Annotated in this window: 23 protein-coding genes; 5 read left to right on the top strand and 18 right to left on the bottom strand. The window is 69.1% G+C overall.

Going from position 1 to position 22,249, the window contains the following annotated elements; all coding sequences use genetic code 11:
* Positions 1–7: 7 nt before the first annotated feature.
* Genes PSR88_RS30275 through pruA form a run of 5 tightly spaced genes read right to left on the bottom strand, consistent with a single transcriptional unit; the run spans position 8 to position 5,842 of the window.
* Entirely contained in the window at positions 8–1,048 is a 1,041-nt protein-coding gene (locus PSR88_RS30275; RefSeq protein WP_342338612.1) for an NADP-dependent oxidoreductase, read from the bottom strand.
* A 52-nt stretch (positions 1,049–1,100) separates the two neighbouring features.
* Positions 1,101–2,501 carry an acyl-CoA synthetase gene (locus tag PSR88_RS30270; protein WP_009479200.1) on the bottom strand — a complete coding sequence of 467 codons (1,401 nt, stop codon included), beginning with the start codon at positions 2,499–2,501 and terminating at the stop codon, positions 1,101–1,103.
* A gap of 12 nt (positions 2,502–2,513) precedes the next feature.
* Positions 2,514–3,173, bottom strand: a complete 660-nt coding sequence (locus PSR88_RS30265; protein WP_011598025.1) for a rhomboid family intramembrane serine protease — start codon at positions 3,171–3,173, stop codon at positions 2,514–2,516.
* A gap of 54 nt (positions 3,174–3,227) precedes the next feature.
* Positions 3,228–4,205 carry a proline dehydrogenase family protein gene (locus PSR88_RS30260; protein WP_016883318.1) on the bottom strand — a complete coding sequence of 326 codons (978 nt, stop codon included), beginning with the start codon at positions 4,203–4,205 and terminating at the stop codon, positions 3,228–3,230.
* Positions 4,202–5,842, bottom strand: coding sequence for an L-glutamate gamma-semialdehyde dehydrogenase (pruA, locus tag PSR88_RS30255; RefSeq protein ID WP_011598023.1), 1,641 nt, complete (start codon positions 5,840–5,842; stop codon positions 4,202–4,204). Before pruA ends, PSR88_RS30260 begins: the two co-directional genes overlap by 4 nt.
* A gap of 155 nt (positions 5,843–5,997) precedes the next feature.
* Here pruA and PSR88_RS30250 point away from each other — a divergent pair, with 155 nt between their 5' ends.
* Positions 5,998–6,588 (top strand): hypothetical protein, encoded by a 591-nt coding sequence (locus PSR88_RS30250; protein ID WP_029539491.1) that lies wholly within the window; start codon positions 5,998–6,000, stop codon positions 6,586–6,588.
* A gap of 7 nt (positions 6,589–6,595) precedes the next feature.
* Here PSR88_RS30250 and PSR88_RS30245 read toward each other — a convergent pair whose 3' ends face one another.
* The 7 genes from PSR88_RS30245 to PSR88_RS30215 all read right to left on the bottom strand — a co-directional run bounded on the left by PSR88_RS30245 (position 6,596) and on the right by PSR88_RS30215 (position 13,155).
* The gene (locus PSR88_RS30245) at positions 6,596–7,009 is read right to left on the bottom strand and encodes a PPOX class F420-dependent oxidoreductase (protein ID WP_009479195.1); all 414 of its coding nucleotides are present in this window, start codon (positions 7,007–7,009) and stop codon (positions 6,596–6,598) included.
* A gap of 49 nt (positions 7,010–7,058) precedes the next feature.
* Complete coding sequence (locus PSR88_RS30240) at positions 7,059–7,952, bottom strand: hypothetical protein (RefSeq protein WP_016883319.1); 894 nt, start codon at positions 7,950–7,952, stop codon at positions 7,059–7,061.
* Between the two features lie 45 nt (positions 7,953–7,997).
* On the bottom strand, positions 7,998–9,098 hold the full coding sequence (dapC, locus tag PSR88_RS30235; protein WP_016883320.1) for a succinyldiaminopimelate transaminase: 1,101 nt from the start codon (positions 9,096–9,098) through the stop codon (positions 7,998–8,000).
* A gap of 2 nt (positions 9,099–9,100) precedes the next feature.
* Positions 9,101–9,424, bottom strand: coding sequence for a ferredoxin (gene fdxA / locus PSR88_RS30230; RefSeq protein ID WP_005263360.1), 324 nt, complete (start codon positions 9,422–9,424; stop codon positions 9,101–9,103).
* Positions 9,425–9,532: 108 nt separating this feature from the next.
* Positions 9,533–10,300, bottom strand: coding sequence for a hypothetical protein (locus PSR88_RS30225; RefSeq protein ID WP_016883321.1), 768 nt, complete (start codon positions 10,298–10,300; stop codon positions 9,533–9,535).
* Entirely contained in the window at positions 10,297–12,924 is a 2,628-nt protein-coding gene (locus PSR88_RS30220; protein WP_016883322.1) for a bifunctional FO biosynthesis protein CofGH, read from the bottom strand. Before PSR88_RS30220 ends, PSR88_RS30225 begins: the two co-directional genes overlap by 4 nt.
* Positions 12,925–12,969: 45 nt before the next feature.
* Complete coding sequence (locus tag PSR88_RS30215; RefSeq protein WP_005239177.1) at positions 12,970–13,155, bottom strand: hypothetical protein; 186 nt, start codon at positions 13,153–13,155, stop codon at positions 12,970–12,972.
* An 84-nt stretch (positions 13,156–13,239) separates the two neighbouring features.
* Between PSR88_RS30215 and PSR88_RS30210 the strand changes: the two genes are divergently transcribed.
* Genes PSR88_RS30210 through PSR88_RS30200 form a run of 3 tightly spaced genes read left to right on the top strand, consistent with a single transcriptional unit; the run spans position 13,240 to position 15,976 of the window.
* Complete coding sequence (locus PSR88_RS30210; protein WP_029539492.1) at positions 13,240–13,740, top strand: PH domain-containing protein; 501 nt, start codon at positions 13,240–13,242, stop codon at positions 13,738–13,740.
* The gene (locus PSR88_RS30205; RefSeq protein WP_011598016.1) at positions 13,737–15,278 is read left to right on the top strand and encodes a PH domain-containing protein; all 1,542 of its coding nucleotides are present in this window, start codon (positions 13,737–13,739) and stop codon (positions 15,276–15,278) included. The genes PSR88_RS30210 and PSR88_RS30205 overlap by 4 nt, the downstream gene beginning before the upstream one ends.
* Entirely contained in the window at positions 15,263–15,976 is a 714-nt protein-coding gene (locus tag PSR88_RS30200) for a uracil-DNA glycosylase (protein ID WP_009479189.1), read from the top strand. Before PSR88_RS30205 ends, PSR88_RS30200 begins: the two co-directional genes overlap by 16 nt.
* Before the next feature lie 56 nt (positions 15,977–16,032).
* On the opposite strand, the gene PSR88_RS30195 is transcribed toward PSR88_RS30200, so the two are convergent.
* Entirely contained in the window at positions 16,033–16,875 is an 843-nt protein-coding gene (locus PSR88_RS30195) for a uroporphyrinogen-III synthase (protein WP_029539493.1), read from the bottom strand.
* Between the two features lie 39 nt (positions 16,876–16,914).
* On the opposite strand from PSR88_RS30195, the gene PSR88_RS30190 reads away from it, so the two are divergent.
* Positions 16,915–17,292, top strand: coding sequence for a VOC family protein (locus PSR88_RS30190; RefSeq protein ID WP_016883325.1), 378 nt, complete (start codon positions 16,915–16,917; stop codon positions 17,290–17,292).
* Here PSR88_RS30190 and PSR88_RS30185 read toward each other — a convergent pair.
* The 5 genes from PSR88_RS30185 to PSR88_RS30165 form a co-directional block, all read right to left on the bottom strand.
* Positions 17,289–18,806, bottom strand: a complete 1,518-nt coding sequence (locus PSR88_RS30185; RefSeq protein WP_009479186.1) for a catalase — start codon at positions 18,804–18,806, stop codon at positions 17,289–17,291. The genes PSR88_RS30190 and PSR88_RS30185 overlap by 4 nt on opposite strands.
* A 30-nt stretch (positions 18,807–18,836) precedes the next feature.
* Positions 18,837–19,265: a hypothetical protein gene (locus PSR88_RS30180; RefSeq protein ID WP_009479185.1), complete on the bottom strand. Its 429-nt coding sequence runs from the start codon at positions 19,263–19,265 to the stop codon at positions 18,837–18,839.
* A gap of 14 nt (positions 19,266–19,279) precedes the next feature.
* Entirely contained in the window at positions 19,280–19,438 is a 159-nt protein-coding gene (locus PSR88_RS30175; RefSeq protein ID WP_005239161.1) for a hypothetical protein, read from the bottom strand.
* A 99-nt stretch (positions 19,439–19,537) separates the two neighbouring features.
* On the bottom strand, positions 19,538–20,416 hold the full coding sequence (gene mshB / locus PSR88_RS30170; protein ID WP_016883326.1) for an N-acetyl-1-D-myo-inositol-2-amino-2-deoxy-alpha-D-glucopyranoside deacetylase: 879 nt from the start codon (positions 20,414–20,416) through the stop codon (positions 19,538–19,540).
* Positions 20,413–22,233, bottom strand: a complete 1,821-nt coding sequence (locus PSR88_RS30165; RefSeq protein ID WP_016883327.1) for an ABC transporter family substrate-binding protein — start codon at positions 22,231–22,233, stop codon at positions 20,413–20,415. The genes mshB and PSR88_RS30165 overlap by 4 nt, the downstream gene beginning before the upstream one ends.
* Between the last annotated feature and the right edge of the window lie 16 nt (positions 22,234–22,249).

Raw genomic sequence — 22,249 nt, 5'->3', positions numbered from 1 at the left:
CGGCCCGTTAGTCCTCCTCGGCGACCCGGACCACGAGCTTGCCGAAGTTGCTGCCCCGGAGCAGACCGATGAACGCCGCGGGCGCATTCTCGAGCCCGTCGACGATGTCCTCGCGGTAGGCGAATCGCCCGTCCCGGATCCACCCGGACACATCACGCTGGAAGTCCGCGTACATCTCGGAGACGAACTCGCGCTGGATGAATCCGCGGATCGTGAGGCTCTTGACCAGCACCCGGGTGAAGAAGCCGGGCAGCCGATCCGGCCCCTCGGGCGTCTCGGTGTCGTTGTACTGCGCGATCAGGCCGCACACGGGAACTCGCGCATACAGGTTGAGCAGCGGCAGCACGGCCGCGGCCACCGCACCGCCGACGTTCTCGAAGTAGACGTCGATGCCGTCGGGGCACGCGGCGCGCAGTTCCTCGGCGAAGTTCGGAGACCGGTGGTCGACGGCGGCGTCGAATCCGAGTTCGTCCAGCAGGTAGGCACACTTCTCCGGTCCGCCCGCGATCCCGACGGCCCGGGCGCCCTTCAGTTTCGCGATCTGCCCCACCGCCGAGCCGACCGGACCGCTGGCCGCCGCGGCGACCACCGTCTCGCCTGCCTTCGGTTGCCCGATCTTCAACAGGCCGGAGTACGCGGTGAAGCCGGGCATGCCGAGAACTCCGACGGCGGTCGACAACGGCGCGGCGCGGCGGTCGAGTGTGCGGAGCTGGTTGCCGTCGACCACGGCGTGCGACTGCCAGCCCGCGTACCCGAGAACGTAGTCACCGGTTGCGAAATCCGGGTGCCGGGAGTCGACCACCTGTCCGACGGTGCCACCGACCATGACCTCGTCGATCTCGACCGGGTCGGCGTAGGACTCCGCGGCACTCATCCGGCCGCGCATGTACGGGTCGAGGGAAAGGTAGATAACGCGGATCAGCACCTGGCCTTCGGCGGGGTCGGGGAGGTTCACCGCCTCGAGCCGGAAGTTGTCGGTGGTGGGCGCGCCGTCCGGCCGGGAGGCGAGGACGATTCGGGTGCTCTGGACGATGCTCTCGACACTCACTGTGCGCCTGCCAATCCGTGTTGGGCCGGTATCGCACGCCACCTTACCGATTTCAGAACAGCTGCTTCTTCTGCACCTTGCCCATCGCGTTCCGCGGAAGCGACTCGACGACACGGATCTCGCGGGGCCGCTTGTGCACCGACAGTTCGGTGGCCACGTGCTCGATCAGCTCGGTTTCCGAGACGTCGTCCCCCACCACGAAGGCCACGAGCCGCTGGCCGAGGTCCGGGTCCGGGAGGCCGACCACCGCGGCTTCCCGCACGCTCGGGTGGCCGAGGAGAGATGTCTCCACTTCCCCTGCCCCGACCCGGAATCCACCCGACTTGATGAGGTCCGTGGATTCGCGGCCGACGATGCGGTGGAACCCGTCCGGGTCGATGACGGCGACGTCGCCGGTCTTGAAGAAGCCGTCGTCCGTGAACGATTCGGCCGTCGCGTCGGGCTTACCGAGATAGCCGTCGAAGAGCATCGGACCCCGCACCTGCAGTCCGCCGATGGATTCGCCGTCGTGGGGAACGTCGCCGCCGCGCTCGTCGCGCAGCCGGGTCTCGACGCCGCGGACCGGCACACCGACCCACCCCGGGCGACGCTCGCCGTCGGCCCTGGTGCTGAGCGTGAGCATCGTCTCGCTCATGCCGTACCGCTCGATCGGTGCGAGCCCGGTCAGCTCGTGCAGCTTCTCGAACACCGGCACGGGCAGCGGGGCGCTGCCCGACACCAGCAGTCGCGCACCCGACAGCGCGCGCGCCGACTCGGGGTCGTCGGCGATGCGACCCCACACCGTGGGGACACCGAAGTACATCGTTCCGTGTGCGGCGGCGTAGGCCGCCGGGGTGGGCTTGACCGTGTGGACGAGACGGCTGCCGATACGCAACGGTCCCAGCACACCCAGGATGAGTCCGTGGACGTGGAACAGCGGAAGTCCGTGCACCAGTGTGTCGTTGCGGGTCCACTGCCAGGCGTCGGCGAGGGCGTCGAGGCCGGCGGCGATGGCCTTCCTGCTGATCAGCACTCCCTTGGGCGGTCCTGTGGTGCCGGACGTGTAGAGCACGAACGCGATGCCCGACTCGGGCGGTTCCGGGTAGCTGTGCCACGACCGGGCGTGGACGCGGACCGGAACGACGGGCAGCCCGGCCGTGTCCGCGGGCGCCTCACCGAGCCACGCCTGCGCACCGGAATCACGCAGGATGTGCTCGAGTTCGGCGGGACCGGAATCGGGCGGCACCGGCACCGCGGTCACACCGGCGATGAGGCAGCCCACGACGGCGAGGACGGTGGTGACGGTGGGGGTGGCGAGGATCGCGACCCGATCCGCGCGTGCCACACGCTCGGCCACGGACGTCGCCGCACCGAGCACGTCACCGCGCGACAGGGTGGCGTCGCCGATCCGGATGGCGTCGGGAATGTCGTCGCCCTGGGCGACGGCCAGAGGATTCAGAGATCGCAGCAGCACATCGACAGCCTCTCACAGGGCCCGGACGCGGTCCGGTGGGTCTCCCGGTGGCGGACTGACGGTGGCCAGTGCCGCACCCAGCAGCGCCCCGGTCAGCACAGCCAATCCGTGGGCGTCGTCGACGACCACCAGCAGGACACCGGCGGCGACGATGCCGCCGCTCGCGGCGAGTGCTCGCCACTCCTTGGACTGCATCACCACCAGACCGGCGAGGGACGCGGCCAGCGCAAGCGTGGCACCCGAGTTGCCCGCCCCCGGCGACGGGAACAGAAACGCGGTGAACAGGCCGAAGATGATCTGGCTCGCCACGAACAGAAGGACGGCCCGCACTCCACCCCAGACCCGGACCGCGAGCGGGGCGACCCACGCGAGAACGAGCAGATTCACCGCGGTTCCGGCCAGTCCCCCGTCCTGCACCGCAACCGACGTGACGATCCGCCACCACTGGTGGTCCCGGATCTGGGTGGGGTCACGCTCGAGGGCGTCGAGGACGGCGGGGACGACGATCTGCAGCAGCGACGGCACGGCGATCAGCAACCACAGCACCACCGCGGTGCGCGGCGGACGGGTGAGCCGGACCTCGCCGATGCGCGTCGAACCGAGCAGCGTCGCGAGGACGAGAACGACGGCGAAGAGGACCGCGCTGGTCCATCCCCCGCCTGAAGTCGTCACCGCGAAACTCTACAACGACACACCCCCACGGGAACCGATCCGCGACCGCGCCGGTCAGTCCCGGGTGACCACCGAGCGCAGGAAGAACCGCAGGTTCGAGGGACGCTCGGCCAGTCGCCGCATGAAGTACGCGTACCACTGACTTCCGTACGGCACGTACACCCGAACCTGCTTGTCCTCGTTCGCGAGCCGACGCTGCTCGACGTCCCGGATCCCGAACAGCATCTGGTGCTCGTAGGCGTTCGCGGCGCGGCCGGTGCGCCCGACCAGCGGGGCGACCGCGTCGATGACGGCCGGATCGTGCGAGGCCACCATCGGGTACCCGGACCCGTCCATGAGGATCCCCAGGCATCGCAGATACGACGCGTCCACGGCAGCGCGGTCCTGGAAGGCCACGGACTCGGGTTCCCGGTACGCCCCCTTGCAGAGCCGGACCCTCGACCCGGGGCCTGCGAGGGCGCGGCAGTCGTCCTCGGTGCGTCGCAGATACGACTGCACCACCGCACCGAGCCAGGGGTAGTCGTTGCGGAGTTCGCGCACGATCGCCAGCGTCGAATCGGTGGTCGTGTGGTCTTCGGCATCCACGGTCACCCACACCCCCGCCGCCTCCGCGGCGGCGCAGATCGTGCGGGCGTTGTCGGTGGCGATCCTGCGACCGTCGCCGGCGAGCGCCTGCCCGAGCGCCGACAGTTTCATCGACACCTCGAGGCGGCGAACACCCGAAGTTCCGTCCGCCGTTTCCGGTAGCGCACCGAGGTCGGCGACGAGCGCCAGATATTCGTCGACCGTCGCCTGGGCTCCCGCGACGTCTCGCGTGTCTTCGCCGAGGAAGTCGATCGACACCGATCGGCCCGAATCGAGGATCTCCCGAACGGCCGCGAGCGCCGACTCCCGGTTCTCCCCCGCGACGAAGCGGTCGACGAGCTTCCGCGTGACCGGGGCGCCGGTGACCGCCCGTTTGACTCGGGACGACCGGGCCGCCGCGAGGATCGCCGGGCGCAGCGGATTCGCCAGAACCGTGGGCGCTTTCATTCCGACCCCATGTGCGGATATCGGTAATCGGTGGCCGGGACGAACGTCTCCTTGATGGTGCGGGCCGACACCCACCGCAGCAGGTTGAGCTTGGACCCGGCCTTGTCGTTCGTGCCCGAGGCGCGGGCCCCGCCGAACGGCTGCTGCCCGACGACGGCACCGGTCGGCTTGTCGTTGACGTAGAAGTTGCCGGCAGTGAACCGGAGAGCCGACGTCGCCTGTTCGACGGCCTGGCGGTCGTCGGCGATCACCGCGCCGGTCAGCGCGTACGGGGCCGCCGAGTCGACCTCGGCGAGCACGTCGGCGAACGCGTTCGGGGCCGAGTCGTCGTACACGTGCACCGTCAGGATCGGACCGAAGTACTCGGTGGTCATCGCCTCGTCGGCAGGATCCTCCGCGAGGAGCACGGTGGGGCGGACGAAGTAGCCGACGCTGTCGTCGTACTTGCCGCCGACGGCGATCTCGAGACCGGTAGCGCCGCGGGCGCGTTCGATGGCCGCGACGTTCTTGTCGTAGGCGCGCCGGTCGATGAGGGCCCCGCCGAAGTTCTCCAGATCCGTCACGTCACCGTAGGTGAGAGCGTCGACTTCCGCGGTGAACGTGTCCCGCATCCGCCGCCACAGCGACTTCGGGACGTAGGCGCGGGAGGCGGCCGAACACTTCTGGCCCTGGTATTCGAACGCACCGCGGACCAGTGCCGTCCGCAGCACGTCCTCGTCGGCCGAGGCGTGCGCGACCACGAAGTCCTTGCCGCCGGTCTCCCCCACCAGCCGGGGGTAGCCGGCGTACTTCCCGATGTTCGCGCCCACCTCGCTCCACAAGCGCTGGAACGTCCGGGTCGAACCGGTGAAGTGGATACCCGCGAGGCGGGGGTCGCTCAGCAGCACTTCCGAGACCGCCTGCCCGCTGCCGGTGAGCAGATTGATCACACCCGGAGGCATTCCCGCCGCCTCGAGCAGTTTGATGGTCCAGTACGCGGCGACGGTCTGCGTCGACGACGGCTTCCAGATCACCGTGTTGCCCATCAATGCGGGCGCGGTCGGCAGGTTGCCCGCGATCGCGCTGAAGTTGAACGGCGTGATGGCGTAGACGAAGCCCTCGAGCGGACGGTATTCGAGCCGGTTCCACACCCCGGGTGAGGAAATCGGCTGGTCGGCCAGGATCTGGCGTGCGAAGTGAACGTTGAAGCGCCAGAAGTCGATCAGCTCGCACGGTGCGTCGATCTCCGCCTGCTGGACCGACTTCGACTGGCCGAGCATCGTCGCCGCGGCGAGCGTTTCTCGCCACGGGCCGGACAGCAGGTCGGCGGCGCGCAGGATGACCGCGGCCCGGTCGTCGAACGAGAGTGCCCGCCAGTCCGGTGCCGCGGCCGTGGCCGCCTCGACCGCCGCCGACGCGTCGTCGTGGGTCGCGCTGCGCAGCGTGCCGAGCACGGCGGCGTGCCGGTGGGGTTGCACGACGTCGACGCGCTCGCCGTTGCCGTGCCGGTGTTTGCCACCGATCACGTGAGGGATGTCGACGGGATTGGTGGCGATGTCGGTGAGTGCCGATTGCACTCGGGAACGTTCGGGACTGCCCGGCGCGTACGTGTGGACCGGCTCGTTGGTGGGCACCGGAACCTGGGTGATGGCGTCCATGCTGCCTGCCTCCTGCCCTCAGATCGTGAGGAACTGTGACCGGGGACCGGGCGAACGGGGACACCCGTCCGAGCGGAACCCTTGAGCCCAGGTTAGCGCCGGACGGGGGTACTCATCCGGTTTTGACGCGCGGGTCGGCTGGCTACCATCGGCACATGGCCGAACGGAATCGCGTGTCACCCCGATCCGAGATCGTCGCGATTCCACTCCGCGGCCGGTTCATGGGAAACCGGGGCTGCCTGCACCGGGGGCACACCGTCGTGCGCAACCATGCAGGCAAGCGGTGGATCATCTGCGTCACGGACTACCCGGCCCGCACCGTCGCCCAGTGGAGCGACGGCCATTACACGGTCCTGTTCTTCCACGACGAGGCGGTGGCCCTCGCGGCCGGGCACCGGCCGTGCGCCCTGTGCCGACGCGAGCGGTACAACGACTTTCGCGTCGCGTGGCAGTCGGCACACGGGGGTGGGCTGCCCGGGGCGGACCAGATGGACGCCCGGCTGCACGGGGAACGACTGGTCGGTTCCGGCCAGCGCACGCACGAGGCCGCGTGGTCGTCGTTGCCCGACGGCGCGTTCGCGCTGTCCGACGGCGGACCCGCGGTCGTGCTGGGTGACACGGTCGTCCCGTGGTCGGCCGAGGGATACGGGACTCCGGCGAACCGGCCGACCGGCACCGCCATCGTCCTGACACCGCCGTCCACGGTCGCCGTCCTCGCAGCCGGCTACCGACCGGACGTCGCGTAAGTCGCCTCTACACGTCGCGTGCGTTCGACACGAGTTGATGGACGTCCTGATCGGTGGGGCCGAGCCCGAAGCTGATGATCCGTTCGGGGCGGATGCGAATGGTCGGTCCGCCGAGATCGTTCGCCTGGGCGGCATCGGCGTCGAGGGCCTCGGCGCGCCCGCGGATTTCGACGCAGCGGACCCGCCACGGGTCGACCGACGGCACGTCGTCCACGACGAACGCCACCTTCCCGTTGTCGGCGACGTTGCGGAACTTGCGGCTCGCCGCCATGTTGTAGCCCTGGATGTCGATCGTGGATGTGCCGGCGTTGTAGTGGAAGCCGACGGGACTGACCTGCAGCGTGCCATTCGGCTGAATCGTCGCGAGCCGGCCCAGGCGTTGTGAGGCCAGATAATCGAGTTCCTGCTGAGTGAAGGACATGAATTCACGCTAGAACCTCGAGTGCGCTGCAGGTCAAGTTCCGGACGTCCTAGCCGAGACCGTCGACTGCACGCCGGGCTTCCTCGACGCGCCGCTCCGCCGCGTCGAGGTCTCGTTCCCCCCGGTGCACCGCCTCCGCCGACGCTTTCTCCGCGTTCCGGGTGAACTGCCGCTCCTGCTCGGCGTGTTCGAGTTCGGCGCGCAGTTCCTCGATCCGGTGGTCGATCTCCGTCAGCGTCGACCGCGCGTTCTCCAGTTCCGATCTCGCGTCGGTCAGTTCACCGCGGACCTCCTCGGCCCGGGACGTGACGTCCGCCAGTTCGGCCTCGGCCGCTGCGCGTTCGGCGTCGCGGTCGCGCTCCACCGGCTTCTTCTTCGACTTCTTCCCCGGCTTGTCGGCCGGGGGCGTGGTGGCGGGTTCGGACGTCGAGGTCTTCTTCGCCGTCTTTCCCTGGACGACGGAGAGTCCGGCCGGACCGAAACCGCTGTAGCTCGCCGCCGTCACCACCCGGCCACGCCGCACCTGTTCGGCGGTCTCGGCGTCGGCGAGTGCGGCGTGCAGGGTCTGACCGACATCCCGCAGTGCGTCCTCCCCGACCGTCCGGCCTCGCTCGGCGGCGAGTTCACCGGCCTTGCGCGCCAACGCCCGCACCACCTGCTGCCGCTGCGTGTTCAGCCGCCGAAGGTCCGGGCCGGACAGGTGTCGCTGCGCGTCGCGGAGGGCGTCACCGAGGGTGAGGAGCGCGCCGACCTCGTCGGGTAGCTCGCGGGCCAGCAGGTTGACGAGCCAGCCGACGACCGTCGGCTTCCGCAGTTTCCCGATCTCGGTCGCCAGTGCGCGGTCCTTGTTCTCCCGCGCCGCGGTCACCCGCGCGGTGCGCGCCTCGACGAACTCACCGGGGTCGAGGCCGTACAGTTCGTCGGCGACGTCGTCGAGGGTCACGGCCCAATACTTTCACCGTGACCGCTCCGTACGTGCCGACTCGGGTCAGACCAGTCGTTCGGCCGCGGCCGCGATTCGTTCGTCGCTGGCCGTGAGGGCGATGCGCACGTGGGTGCCGCCACCGGGACCGTAGAACTCCCCCGGCGCCACGAGAATGCCCCGCTCGGCGAACCACTCGACGGTGTCCCGGCAGGCTTCGCCGCGGGTCGCCCACAGGTACAGCCCGGCTTCGGAGTTGTCGACGGTGAATCCGGCGCCACGCACCGCTGCGAGAAGGATCTCGCGGCGACGGCGGTACCGCTCACGCTGCTCGTTCTCGTGGTCGTCGTCGCTGAGCGCGGCGGTCATCGCCGACTGGATCGGCAACGGCACCATCATGCCCGCGTGCTTGCGGACCTCGAGAAGTTCGGCCACCAACGCCGGGTCACCGGTGACGAACCCCGCGCGGTAACTCGCGAGGTTGGACGTCTTCGACAGTGAGTGCACCGCGAGGAGCCCGGTGAGATCGCCGTCGTTCACCCGCTCGTCGAGGATCGAGAGGGCTTCACCTTCCCAGGTCAACCCCAGGTAGCACTCGTCGGACGCCACGATGGCGCCCCGGCTGCGCGCCCAGTCGACCACCTTGCGCAGATGCCCGAGACCGAGCACCTTGCCGGTGGGGTTGGACGGCGAGTTCACGAAGATCAGCGACGCACCCTCCGGACCGAGCCGGTTGAGACCGTCGGCCCGGATCACCCGCGCACCCGCGAGGAGCGCACCGACCTCGTAGGTCGGGTACGCCAGCTCCGGAATGACCACCAGGTCGTCTGCGGCGAGCCCGAGAAGGCGTGGCAGCCAGGCGATGAGCTCCTTCGTGCCGATCGCGGGCAGCACCGCAGCCGGATCGATGCCGGTGATGCCGTAGCGGCGGCGCAGCGCCTCCACCGCGGCGTTCCGCAGCTCCTCGGTGCCGTGCGTCGTCGGATATCCCGGAACCTCGGCGACCGCGGTCAGCGCGTCCTGGATGATCGGGGCGACCGGATCGACGGGGGTCCCCACCGACAGGTTGACGATGCCACCCGGGTGGGCGAAGGCTTTCGCCTTCGCCGATTCGAGCGAGTCCCACGGAAAGTCGGGAAGTGCTGTGGCTACCGGGATACGAGGCACACCTAGTCCTCGCCCATGGGGGGCAGAGCCTTGACGAACGGCGGGTCGTAGTCGACCTTGCCCAGCTTCGCCGCGCCGCCGGGAGAACCGAGGTCGTCGAAGAAGTCGACGTTCGCGGCGATGTAGCCGTTCCACTGGTCCGGGACGTCGTCTTCGTAGAAGATGGCTTCGACGGGGCAGACGGGTTCACAGGCGCCGCAGTCCACGCATTCGTCCGGATGGATGTAGAGCATCCGCCCGCCCTCGTAGATGCAGTCGACGGGGCATTCCTCGATACACGCCTTGTCCAACACATCCACGCACGGTTCAGCAATCGTGTAGGGCACTGCCGCTCTCCCTGCCTTTCTGACACGAGTAAACGCGAGGTACGGGCTGCTTGTACCCCGCGGAAGAAACTATTATCGCCTGCCCGGCGGACCCCTCTGCGGTGAGGGTTACCTGACCAAACGTACCGTCGCGGGCAGCGGCGCGCGGGACGCGATCCACTGCTCGCCCTGCTTCGCGGCTCTCACCAGCGCTCCCCGTTCACCGAGATACCCGGCCACCACACCGACCACCGGGATATTGCCCAGCAGCGAGTAGGTCGAGCCCGGCGCAGGACGCTTGTCGAGTTCGTCACTGAGCGCGCGCACCGTGCGCCCGGTACGCCACAGCGCGCCGATGAGCCCGAACGGGCGCCACACGGACTCGCCGTCCGCCGAATCGGATCGCGTCGTATCGGCGAGCACCGCAGACGCGTCGGTGTCACGCCGGCAGAGCACGGACGCCAGCAGGTCCACCTGGTCGGACCGGTTCGTCACGCCGTATTCCCGGGCGACGGCGACGAGAACGACGGCCTGATTGGCGAACCCGAGCACGTCCTGGATCGGGAGTCGATTGAGAAGCACCCCGAACATGCCCGGGAATGCGACCGCGATCGTGTTCAGCGCGCCGATCCTCGTCACCCACCACCGTGCCCGCTCGTCGTCGCTCGCCTTCTCCCACGACGCCGTCCCCGGGAACTGCACGGTGTCGAGAACCCAGGCGATCCCGTCGAGCAGCGCCTCCGCGGCGCCCCTGTCCTCCGCTGTCAAGGTGAACGTCCGGCGCTTGATACCGAACGGATCCGTGAGGGCCAGATCGAGCACGGGATTGATGCCCCGGGCGGCGCGATCCAGGATGCCGACGACCGTGTCGTCGCCCAGCCGATCCGTCTCGCTCATGCGGCCGGTGTCCTTCCCTCGCGTCGGGCGTGTGTGGTGGTGCGTTCGCGTGCCGGGCGGCCGATTCCCTCGGCGATGGCCCGCAGTTCGGCGACGGTCTTCTCGGAGCCGTGCTCCGAACCCGCCATCCGGGAGATGGTCTCCTCCATCAGGGTGCCGCCGAGGTCGTTGGCGCCGCCCTGCAACATCACCTGGGTGCCCGTGACCCCCAGCTTGACCCAGCTGGTCTGGATGTTCGGGATCCGCCCGTGCAGCATGATCCGGGCCAGGGCGTGGACGGCCCGGTTGTCACGGTTGGTCGGGCCCGGACGCGACGCGCCCGCCAGATACAGCGGCGCGCTCTGATGCACGAAGGGCAGCGGCACGAACTCGGTAAATCCGCCTGTCCGGTCCTGGATTCCGCGCAGCACCCGCAGATGCCCGACCCAGTGATTCGGGTTGTCGACGTGCCCGTACATCATCGTCGAACTCGACCGCAGACCCAGCTCGTGCGCCGTGGTCACCACCTCGATCCAGGTGGCGGTGGGCAGCTTGCCCTTGGTGAGCACCCAGCGCACCTCGTCGTCGAGGATTTCCGCGGCCGTGCCGGGAATGGTGTCCAGACCGGCCTCGCGCAGTTCCGTCAGCCAGTCCCGGATGCTCTGCCCGCCGCGGGAGGCGCCGTTGACGATCTCCATCGGGCTGAACGCGTGCACGTGCATCGACGGCACCCGCGCCTTCACCGCGCGCACCAGGTCGGCGTACCCGGTGACCGGGAGTTCCGGGTCGATGCCGCCCTGCATGCAGACCTCGGTCGCGCCCGCGACGTGGGCCTCCCAGGCGCGGTCCGCGACCTCGTCGGTGGACAGGGTGAACGCGTCCGCGTCACCCTTGCGCTGCGCGAACGCGCAGAAGCGGCAGCCGGTGTAGCAGATGTTGGTGAAGTTGATGTTCCGGTTCACCACATAGGTCACCTCGTCGCCGACGGCGTCCTTGCGGAGGGCATCCGCCAGCGCCACCATCGCCTCGAGCCCCGGACCCTCGGCCGTCGCCAACGCCAGGTACTCGTCGTCGGTGCAGCCCGCCGGATCGCGCTCGGCGCTGCGCAGCGCCGCGAGGACGTCGGTGTCCACCCGGACCGGGCCGCTCAACTCCAGCACCTGCTCGCGGACGGTCTCCCAGTCCCCGAACGCGCTGCCGAGGTCGCTGCGCGTCTCGGTGTTGCGGCCGTCGGTGTCGATCTCGGTGTTCAGATCCACCCGGCCCGTCGACTCCCAGGACTCGTCCGGCTCCTGCCACGGCAACCCGACCGGCGCGGTGTCGAGCTTGGCCAGCCCGGTGTGCGGGTCCGCGAGGGCCTGCACGTGCCCGGTGATCCGCGGATCGATCCAGGGCGAGCCGGCCAGCACGAACTGCGGCTGCGCCGCCGTGCGTTCGGTGAGCTCGAATCCGGCCTCGGCGGTGATCGCGGCCAGGGTGTCCAGGTTCGGCCACGGCCGCTCCGGGTTCACATGGTCCGGGGTCAGCGGCGACACGCCGCCCCAGTCGTCGACACCCGCACCCAGCAACGCCAGGCATTCGGTGTTCGACACCAGGTTGGGCGGTGACTGGATGCGCATCCCCGGGCCGAGCAGCAGCCGGGACACGGCGATGGTCGCGGCGAACTCCTCGAGACCCGCGTCCGGGGCGTCGCGCATCGCGGTGTCGGGCTTGGCGAGGAAGTTCTGCACGATCACTTCCTGAACGTGCCCGAACGCCTTGTGCGACTTGCGGATCGCCATGATCGATTCCGCCCGTTCACGGAAGGTCTCGCCGATGCCCACCAGGATGCCCGTCGTGAACGGCACACTCAACCGCCCGGCGTCGGTGAGTGTACGCAACCGCACCGCCGGATCCTTGTCGGGGCTGCCGTAGTGGCATTCGCCCTTGTCGGTGAACAACCGGGTCGACGTCGTCTCGAGCATCATGCCCATCGACGGGGCCACCGGCTTGAGGCGGGAGATCTCCTCCCAGCTCATCACGCCCGGGTTCAGGTGCGGCAGCAGCCCGGTCTCCTCGAGCACCCGGATCGACATCGCCCGCAGGTAGTCCAGCGTCGAATCGTAGCCGCGCTCGTCCAGCCACTGCTTGGCCTCCGGCCACCGATCCTCGGGACGGTCACCCAGCGTGAAGAGGGCTTCCTTGCAGCCCAATTCGGCGCCCTGCCGGGCGATCTCCAGCACCTCGTCCGGTTCCAGGTACGCGCCGCGCCCCTCGGCCCGCAACTTGCCGGGCACGGTCACGAACGTGCAGTAGTGGCACTTGTCCCGGCACAACCGCGTCAGCGGAATGAACACCTTGCGCGAGTACGTGACGGCCCTGGGTCTGCCCGCCGCCAGCAACCCGGCATCCCGAACCTTCGCCGCCGACGAACACAGGTCGGCCAGGTCGTCGCCGCGGGCCTGCAGCAGGGTCGTCGCCTCGTCCACGTTCAGAGTGGCGCCGTCGCGGGCACGTCGCAGCACCCGCCGCATGGCGGAGGCGGAGGGAGCCACTTCCTGCGCAGACGCGCCGGACGGAGCTGGTGCCGGAACACCGGGCATGGGAAGCATCGTGGGCCGGCCGGATTCTTCACCTGAATGGGTCACCCAGCGATCATGCGCCATCGACGACGACCACTGCCACCCAGACTCCCGCGAACGTGCGGATCGCTACCCGCGGGGGTAGTCCTCGTCGACCGGAACCGCCCGGCTCTGTTCGGCCACGTCCGCCTCGTTCACCTCCAGTGACGACACTTCTTCGACCTCGTCGGAACTGTCGTCGTCCACGGCGAGTTCCTGCTCCAGCCGGTCTGCCTCGGGTACCTCCGGAGAATCGGCCGCATCGAATGACGTCATGTCTGCGCTCCTTTCACTTCGGGGGGGTTCTCCCACGATAGGTCGGTTCTCGACAGAATGCCGGGGCACGGCCAAAGTAGGGTCATGAGTGTGCCCACCACCGTCGCGATGGCGGACCCGCTGTGGCGGCCCAGCCCCAAGGCCAAGCAACTGTGGGCGATCAACGCCGCCCTGCTCTGGCTTCCGCTCTTCGTCGTGCAAGCGGTCGCTCTCGTCTTCCACTGGTGGCCGGTGTGGGTGCACGTCACGGTCCTTGCGATCACCGTCGTGCTCGCGGTCCTCCACGTCGCCGTCGTCCCGCTCTGGCGGTACCGGGTGCACCGCTGGGAGATCAGCGACACCGCGGTCTACACCCGCAGCGGCTGGTTCACTCAGGAACGTCGCATCGCGCCTATCTCCCGCATCCAGACCGTCGACACCGAACGCGGACCCATCGACCGCATGCTCGGGCTGGCGACCGTCACCGTCACGACGGCGTCGTCCGCCGGTGCCGTCAAGATCTCCGCCCTCGATCAGGACACCGCCGACCGCACCGTCGCGCGGCTCACCGAGATCGCGGGTACCAATGTCGGTGACGCCACATGAGTGTGGCACCGGAACCGGGAATCGCTCCTCCCATCGCGCACGGCGAGGCCGCGGTCGCCGCCGAGGAGGAACAGCCCTGGTTGCGCCTGGACCGCCGGATGCTACTCGTCCACCCGGTCGACGAGATCGTCAAACTGCTGCCCGTGTTGCTGATTTCGCTGGTGATCGGCACCCAGAGCGGCAACCACGTGTGGAGTCTCGTCGCCATCGTCGTGTTCGTGGTGTTCGGCATCTCGCGCTGGTTCACGACGAGCTACCGCATCGGCCCGGTCCACGTGCAACTGCGGCAGGGCCTGTTCCGCAAACGCCTGCTGTCGGTACCGCGCAACCGCATCCGGTCCGTCGACGTGGAGGCGGGGGTCCTGCATCGCCTGCTCGGGCTGTCGATCGTGCGCATCGGCACCGGCCAGCAGGTGGGTTCCAAACCCGACGCGGCGAAGTTCGAGCTCAACGCCCTCTCCACCGGGCTGGTTCCCGACCTGCGGGCCACACTCCTCGCCCGGCAACCCTCCCCCGATGTCGAGCCGACCGCGGTCGCGCAGGAGCCCGCGGTCACCGAGATCGGCCACTGGACACCGGCCTGGGTCCGCTACGCCCCGTTCTCGGTGACCGGCGTGGTGACGATCGCGGCGATCGTCGGTCTCGCGTTCCAGTACGGGATCGGCGCGAAGATCGCCCGCTCGTCGACGGTGGCCGAGGGCATCGAATCCGCTGAGCGCGTCGGGGTCGCCATCGCCGTCGTCGTCGGGATCGTCGTCCTCCTGATCGCCGCCAGCGCCCTGGCCTGCATCCGGTACCTCCTGACGTACGGCAACATGACGCTGACGGACACCGGCCGCACCCTGCACGTCAGCCACGGCCTGCTGAAGACCCGCCAGACCACCCTGGACCGCGCCCGCCTGCGCGGGACGACCCTCGAGGAACCGCTCCTCCTCCGGCTCGCCGGCGGCGCCCGGCTGGATGCCGTCATGACCGGCGTCAGCGCCGCGAGACGGGAGTCGTCACTCCTGCTCCCCCAGGCACCGCGCGCGGAAGCGGAACGGGTGATGGCCACCGTCATCGGCGACCACCGTCAGGCCGCAGCACCGCTCACTTCGCACGGGCCGGTCGCGCAGCGGCGGCGCTACACACGGGCCCTGATCCCCGCCGAGATCGCGCTCGCCGTCGCCCTGGTCTTCGTGATCCTCGATCGGCCCGTGTTCTGGGCCGCGTGGGCCGCGATCGTCGCGCTCGCCGTCGGCGGGGTGGTGCTGGCGTGGGATCGGTACCGCGGCCTCGGACATGCGGTGCTCCCCGGGTGGCTGATCACCCGCAGCGGCTCCCTCGACCGCGCCCGGGACAGCCTCGAAGCCGACGGGATCATCGGGTGGACTGTCCGGCAGTCATTCTTCCAGCGGCGGGCCGGGGTGGCGACCATCATCGCCGCCACACCCGCAGGCACCGGAAAATATCTGGTGATCGATCTGCCTGCCGACCAGGCGTGGTCGCTCGTCGAGTCGGTGACACCCGGCGGAGGTGACGTGTGGGCGCGGCGCTGACCGACATCGCCGGTCTCGACGCCCAGCTGATCGAATGCCGAGCCTGCCCCCGCCTCGTCGAGTGGCGGGAGACGGTCGCACGCGAGAAGCGTGCGTCGTTCCGCGACGAAACCTATTGGGGACGTCCGGTTCCCGGATTCGGCCCACCCGATGCGTCCCTGCTGATCGTCGGTCTCGCCCCCGCCGCCCACGGCGCGAACCGCACCGGGCGCATGTTCACCGGCGACCGCAGCGGCGACTTCCTCTACGCCGCACTCCACGCCGTGGGACTGGCGAGCCAGCCCACCGCCACCCACATCGGCGACGGCCTCGAACTGTTCGGCGTCCGCATCACGTCCCCGGTGCACTGCGCACCGCCCGCGAACAAGCCCACCCCGGTGGAACGCGACAACTGCCGCCACTGGCTCGACGCCGAACTACGCATCCTGCAACCTCACCTGCGGTCGGTGATCGTGCTCGGCGGCTTCGGCTGGCAGTCGCTGCTCCCCGTCCTCGACGACGCCGGCTGGGCCGTCCCCCGGCCGCGCCCGAAGTTCGGGCACGGCGCGCACGTCGAACTCCCCGGCGCCGAACGTCCCCTGCACCTGTTCGGCTGCTACCACGTCAGCCAGCAGAACACCTTCACCGGCCGCCTCACCCCCGCCATGCTCGAATCTGTGTTGTCCGACGCCGCCCGCGTGGCCGGGCTGATCGGGTGACCACCCCTCCGGGGGCGAACGGTACATCCGACCTGTCAGAAACTCGACAGTGCCGTTCACCCCACATGTTGCCGATTCGGGAGTTCCTCGATGATGTATTTGGCCATGCTGCCGAGCCGGGGGCGGGCGGGTTGCATGGTGTCGACGCCGAGGGCGGTGAGGGGCGAGGCGGTCACCGAGCCGACGCAGACGGGTGCGACCGGACCTGCGAAAGCGTGCAGGAGGGCCTCGACGCGGTCGGTGTCCTTCGCGGTGCTGAGGAGCGACGACACGGCGGGTGCGCTGGTGAAGGTGACGGCGTCGACCTCGGCTCGGATGATCTGATCGAGCAGTGTGAGCAGCGGCTGCTGGTTCTCGGGTCTGATCCACCGGTACACCGACACGGCCGCCGTTTCGGCCCCGGCGCCGGCGAGGGAGACGCTCAGGTCGGTCATCGGTTCCCATTCGGTGATGGTGCCGTGCAACTGGACCGCGACTCGTAGACCGCGCACGCCCTCGGCGACGAGGTGTTCGTGCACCTCTTCGGACGATTCGGTTTCCGGCGACCACTCCTCGCGCAGGCCGACGCCGCGGACGGCGCCCTTCGCCTTGGGACCGCGGGTGATGATCCGCGCCGATTGCAGGGCGGCGAGCAGTGCGTCCTCCTCGTCCCAGGCCCGCGCCGCGTCCAGCCATCCGCGGAATCCGACGGCGGTGCTGACGACGAGGAGGTCCGGCGGCGACGCGATGATGTCGGCGGTGCGGGACCGCAGATCGGTGTCGTCGACGAGTGGCAGCACGTGGATGGCCGGTGTGTGGACGATGGCGGCCCCGTGCCGTTCGAGGAGCGTGATGAACTCGGCGGCCCGACGTTCGGCGGTAACGGCGATGGTCAGTCCGGAAAGTTCGTCATTCGACATTCTCCCAGTGTGACGGACGAATCGCACTAAGCTGCCCACATGATCACTGCTGTGCACACATTGGTCTACGCCGACGACGCCGAGGCGGCCCGCGACTTCTTCCGCGACGTGCTCGGCTGGTCACATGTCGATGCGGGCGGCGGGTGGCTGATTTTCCGCACCGGACCGTCCGAGCTGGGTGTGCACCCCACCTCGGACGAGCGGGGCGGTGAGCCGTGGTCCACTCGGCCGCACCACGAGATCTCGCTGATGTGCGACGACATCGAATCGACCGTCGCGGAACTCGAGGCCAAGGGCGCCGGGTTCACCCGCGGGATCCGCGACGACGGGTACGGCCTCACCACGTCGCTGCAGATTCCCGGTGCGGGCGAGATGATGCTGTATCAGCCCCGGCACCCGGTGGCGTTCGAGAGTTAGGCCTTCGCCTGCGCGCTGCTGCGCGCCGCATTGGCCTGTTCGCCCGCCTTGGGGTCGGTCTCCGACTGTTTCTTCCCGACACCGTCGGCGATTCGATCGCCGAGGGTCTTGTCGACGTTGCGCCAGTACTCGAACGCCTTCGCCAGGACCGGTTCGGTGACCCCGTTCAGCAGGTGCCCGACGATGTTGTCCACCAGGCGGTCCCGGGCGGCGTCGTCGAGTACCTCACGGACCATCGTCCCGGCCTGACCCCAGTCGTCGTCCTCCCTGTGGAGCGCGTACGGAGAGCGGACCATGTCGCCGGCGCTGTACCAGGTGGCGGTCGCCCCGACCTGCGACGGGTCGGCATGCGGGCCGCCCTTGGAGTTCGGCACGTAGACCGGATCCCCGGGGTTGTGGTGCCGCATGTTGCCGTCCTTCGAGTACGAGCGGACGGGTACGTGCGGCCTGTTGACGGGCAGCTCCTTGTAGTTGGCGCCGATGCGGTAGCGGTGGGCGTCCGGGTAGGAGAACAGCCGGCCGATGAGCATCTTGTCCGGGCTCGGGCCGATGCCGGGGACCAGGTTGCTGGGCTCGAACGCGGCCTGCTCGATCTCGCAGTGGTAGTCCGTGGGGTTGCGGTCGAGTGTCATCCTGCCGACGGGGATCAGCGGGTAGTCGCCGTGCGGCCACACCTTGGTGAGGTCGAACGGGTTGAACCGGTAGTCGTCGGCATCCTCGAACGGCATGATCTGCATGTTCAAGGTCCAGCTCGGGTACTCGCCGCCTTCGATGTGCTCCCACAGGTCCCGCGTGTGGTAATCGGTGTCCATGGACGCCATCTGGTCGCCCTCGTGCTGCGTGAAGAACTCGATGCCCTGGTCGGTCTTGAAGTGGTACTTCACCCAGAACTTGTCGCCCGCGGCGTTCACCCACATGTACGTGTGGCTGGAGTACCCGTTCATGTGCCGCCAGGTGCGCGGGATGCCGCGGTCGCCCATGAGCCACGTGACCTGGTGCGCCGACTCCGGGGACAACGTCCAGAAGTCCCACTGCATGTCGTGGTCGCGGAGGTTGTTGTCGGCACGCCGCTTCTGCGAACGGATGAAGTCCTGGAACTTCATCGGGTCGCGCATGAAGAAGACGGGTGTGTTGTTTCCGACCATGTCGTAGTTGCCCTGGTCGGTGTAGAACTTGAGGGCGAATCCGCGTGGGTCGCGCCAGGTGTCCGGGCTGCCGCGCTCGCCGGCCACGGACGAGAACCTGATCAGCAGATCCGTCTTCTTTCCGGGCTGGAAGAGGTCGGCTTTCGTGTAGGCGGAAACGTCTTCGGTGACTTCGAACCGTCCGAACGCCCCGCCTCCCTTCGCGTGCGGTTGCCGCTCCGCGACGCGTTCGCGGTTGAACTGCGCCATCTTCTCGATCAGGTAATGATCCTGGAGGAGGATGGGCCCGTCCGTCCCGACGGTGAGCGAATGTTCGTCACTCGATACCGGGATGCCGGCGTCGTCGGTCGTGAAGTTCTGATCTGCCATCGCGATGCTCCTTCAGCAGGCTGCTGGTGGCTATCGCGTACCCTCGCGCACCGTCGGCGAAACAGATCCGAAGGCCGCCTTCGCGCTGACTTTCCACAGGTAGACCGCTGCCGGGACCAGCGATCCGAACAGGAGCAGGAGCGTCCAGACGGACGCGAGCATGAGCACGTCGCCGCCCGGACCGCCGAACATGCAGAGCAGGAAACCGAACCCCCACCCCGCGAGCGGCAGCACTCCCGTGCCCACCCGGCCGGTCGTCGACCGGGCTGCGATCACCAGCGCCAGGTTGGCGACCGCGGCGGCGAGGATGCTGATCGGGAACGGGGTGGCGCCGAGGTAGGTGGGCAGGAAGAGCACCGAGAGGACGGCGCACAGGAAACCGTCGAACACCAGCAGCGTGAGGGTGACCCTCCCCAGAACATCGAGGTGCCCGGGTTTCGCTGCGGTGCCGACGGTCATGTGTCAATAGTGGATCAGGCGACGGGCGGGTAGCCCAGCAGGGTCAGCAAATGGCTCTGCATGTCGGCGAATCCGTACAGCACGCTGTAGTACAGGTCGTGCTGGGCCGGCCACGACGGCCGGAGCGTATCGACGAACGCGACGATGGCGTTCTGAACATCCCAGTTGTACATCTATCGCCTCTCCTGACGGGTGTCACGCGGACTCGACCGGGGCCGCTGCGTGACGTGGGCCACAGTGTAATACGTAACTCTCGTCACAGATACCTACGGTCAGTGACCGATGCCACCGAAGAGGTCCCGCTCCCGGCCGTCGGCGTCCCGCTCCCCGGCGGCGCCACGGACCAGCACGAAATGCTCCTCCGCCAGAATCGGCTGTGCGATGTCGTTGGAGAGCGCGTACTCGGTGCCGCTCGGCGCCACCGTCACCTGGGTGGCGTGCGCCGACAGCGCTTCCCTCTTCGCGTCGAGCACGGCCCGCACGTCGATCACCGTCGTCACGTCGGCGTCCGGAACGCTCGGCAATTCGCCGGGCTCCGGCAACCGCCAGCCGTCGGGGATGTCGCCGATACGGCAGATTCCCGACTCGAGCGCGCTCGCCTCGGTCACCGTCCAGTACAGCTTCGCGACCTCCCACGGTTCGCCGCAGTCCGGGTACTGCGCCGAACCCGCCGCCTCGACGGCCGCGGTGGTGACCGTGTGCACCTGGATGTGGTCGGGGTGCCCGTACCCGCCGTCCGGGTCGTAGGTGACCACGACGTGTGGCCGCAGTTCCCGGATGACCGCCACTATCGCGGCGGTCAGGGAGTCGCGGTCGGCGTTGACGAACGCGCGCGGGTCGGCCGCCGACGCCGTGCCCGCCATGCCGGAATCACGGAAGTGCCCCGCCCCCAGAAGGAACCGCGGCCTTCCCGCACCGAGACACGACAGCGCGGACGTCAGTTCGCCGATCCGGAAACCGCCGAGCTGATCGGCGGCGTCGGCGACCAGCTGCGCCCACTCCTCGCCGATCACCTCGCCTTCCTCGCCGAGCGTGCACGTCAGGACGCGAACGTCGGCGCCGTCGGCGGCGTAGCGCGCGATGGTGCCGCCGGTGGTGAGCGTCTCGTCGTCGGGGTGGGCATGAACCAGCAGAAGTCGCCGCTCACTCATTCCTTGATCCTGCTCCAGTCCGCTGCGTCACTGAATATTCCGACCGGCACGGCCCCCGACAGCGACACCCCGTCGACGCCGGGTCCCGCCGCGACGAGTGTGCGGTCCTGCATGATCGGCAGCACCGCGGCCAGATCCCAGAGTTTGCGGTCGGCGTCGGCGAGAGTTTGCGGCACATCACCGACCCCCCGCAGCGCGGCGTCGATGGACGGCTGAAGGGTGGGGTCGCACACTCCCGACAGATTCGACGGGGCCTCGGCCTCCGCAACCGAATCACGTTCGGGGTCGGTGGTTTCGGTGTTCGGCTGGGTCGCCGCGACCACTGCGGGCGGGCAACTGTGACGGGAGGCCAGTGCCGTCGCCGGGTCGGATCCGGCGCGCGACCAACCCACGACCGCCCCGATCTCGCCCTTGCTCAGCGACTCCCCGTACAACTCCTCGGCGGGCAGCGACGTCACGGTGGCGTCGACGCCGGCACCGCGCAACTGGTCGGCGGCCGTGTTGGCGACCGCGCTGGCGGTGTCGTCACCCTCGGGTGTCCCGATGACGAGCGTCAGCGGGACGCCGTCGCGGACGAGCCGGGTCGACGGCGCCGCGCCTGCGGGAACGACGGTGCCCGTGGGTGTTTCGGCGACGTATCCGTACTCGGCCAGCTGCGCGAGCACCTGTTCGCGACCCGGCCGTGCGGGTGCGGTCGCGGTGTAACCGGGATCGGAGGGGGCGTAGACCTGCGAGCGCGCCGGGACGGCCGCCGACTCACTGCCGGCGCCGACGACGGCGAGCAGTTCGGTGTCCAGCAGCTCCAGAAGACTCTTCCGCACCCGGACGTCCGCGAGTTCGGGAACCCGGCCGTTCAGCGTGAGGTCGAGTCCGCGCGGCTGGAAAGACGAACCCGTCCGCACCGTCGGGATCGCCGCCAGCTGGGCGGAAGTGGCTGTCCCCCCGTGAATCTGGACGATGTGCGTGTCGTTGTTGCGCATCGAGCCGGCGAGCTGCGACGGGGTGCCGTCGCGGCGCATCAGGATCTGGTCGGGCGTCGCCGGTTTGTCCCAGAACCGGTCGTTGCGTTCGAGCAGGATCTCGTCGCGCCCGCGGTCGATCGACTTGATGTGAAAGTGCCCGCCGGACACCGGGATGTTCTCGGACAGTCCGGTCGCGAAGCCACCGGGGGAATCCTTGATGAGATGCGACGGCAGCAGGTCGGTGAAGAGTTCACGCCACGCCGGGTAGGCGGCCTTCATGACGACGCTGACCGTCTTGCCGCCACCGGACGACCTGACGTCCTCGATCAGCTCGTAGCCGGCGGGGTCGACCACGCCGGGGGCACTGATCATCTGCTGCCACAGGTAGCGGAAGTCCTCGGCGGCGATGGGCGCGCCGTCGGACCATTGCGCCTCGTTCCGCAGCTGGTACGTGACGGTGAACGGTTCCTGCGACGTGACGTCCGCGGAGATCACGAGCGAGGAGTCGGGAATCCAGGTGTTGCCGCCCGGGCGGGCGGGATCGGGCACCGGCCGGAACGGGCTCGGCAGCACGAGGGCGCTGACCGCGGAATTCGCCGGCGACTGGTCCGACAGGAGGTGCGGGTTGAATCCGCTGCCCACGTCGTCGATGGCGACGACGACGGGCTGCTTCTCGGTCGGCGACACCGTCGGCTTGGGGCTGTCGGTGCTCTCGACCGGCGGGGGCGGATCGGCGGTGCACGACGTGAGCATCGCCGTCGACACTGCCAGCAGGAGCGCGGTCACCGCCGCACCGTTCCCGCGCCTACGGCCCCGAACTCCTCGAACTCTCGCGAGTCGACCCCCAGCAACCACCGCGCCGCCTTTCCTC

Origin of the sequence: Rhodococcus sp. DK176, assembly GCF_038447315.2 — a bacterium.
Classification (GTDB): domain Bacteria; phylum Actinomycetota; class Actinomycetes; order Mycobacteriales; family Mycobacteriaceae; genus Rhodococcus_F; species Rhodococcus_F jostii_A.
The sequence above is the reverse complement of the archived record's forward strand: the minus strand, read 5'-3'. Positions and strand labels throughout refer to the sequence as shown.

Coding starts and splice junctions, on each gene's coding strand:
- PSR88_RS30205 (WP_011598016.1), top strand. CDS start 13,737: ATGAGTGTGGCACCGGAACCGGGAATCGCTCCTCCCATCGCGCACGGC.
- PSR88_RS30190 (WP_016883325.1), top strand. CDS start 16,915: ATGATCACTGCTGTGCACACATTGGTCTACGCCGACGACGCCGAGGCG.
- PSR88_RS30180 (WP_009479185.1), bottom strand. CDS start 19,265: ATGACCGTCGGCACCGCAGCGAAACCCGGGCACCTCGATGTTCTGGGG.
- PSR88_RS30250 (WP_029539491.1), top strand. CDS start 5,998: ATGGCCGAACGGAATCGCGTGTCACCCCGATCCGAGATCGTCGCGATT.
- mshB (WP_016883326.1), bottom strand. CDS start 20,416: ATGAGTGAGCGGCGACTTCTGCTGGTTCATGCCCACCCCGACGACGAG.
- PSR88_RS30225 (WP_016883321.1), bottom strand. CDS start 10,300: ATGAGCGAGACGGATCGGCTGGGCGACGACACGGTCGTCGGCATCCTG.
- pruA (WP_011598023.1), bottom strand. CDS start 5,842: ATGGACGCCATCACCCAGGTTCCGGTGCCCACCAACGAGCCGGTCCAC.
- PSR88_RS30195 (WP_029539493.1), bottom strand. CDS start 16,875: ATGTCGAATGACGAACTTTCCGGACTGACCATCGCCGTTACCGCCGAA.
- PSR88_RS30215 (WP_005239177.1), bottom strand. CDS start 13,155: ATGACGTCATTCGATGCGGCCGATTCTCCGGAGGTACCCGAGGCAGAC.
- PSR88_RS30245 (WP_009479195.1), bottom strand. CDS start 7,009: ATGTCCTTCACTCAGCAGGAACTCGATTATCTGGCCTCACAACGCCTG.
- PSR88_RS30210 (WP_029539492.1), top strand. CDS start 13,240: ATGAGTGTGCCCACCACCGTCGCGATGGCGGACCCGCTGTGGCGGCCC.
- PSR88_RS30220 (WP_016883322.1), bottom strand. CDS start 12,924: ATGGCGCATGATCGCTGGGTGACCCATTCAGGTGAAGAATCCGGCCGG.
- PSR88_RS30175 (WP_005239161.1), bottom strand. CDS start 19,438: ATGTACAACTGGGATGTTCAGAACGCCATCGTCGCGTTCGTCGATACG.
- PSR88_RS30260 (WP_016883318.1), bottom strand. CDS start 4,205: ATGAAAGCGCCCACGGTTCTGGCGAATCCGCTGCGCCCGGCGATCCTC.
- PSR88_RS30185 (WP_009479186.1), bottom strand. CDS start 18,806: ATGGCAGATCAGAACTTCACGACCGACGACGCCGGCATCCCGGTATCG.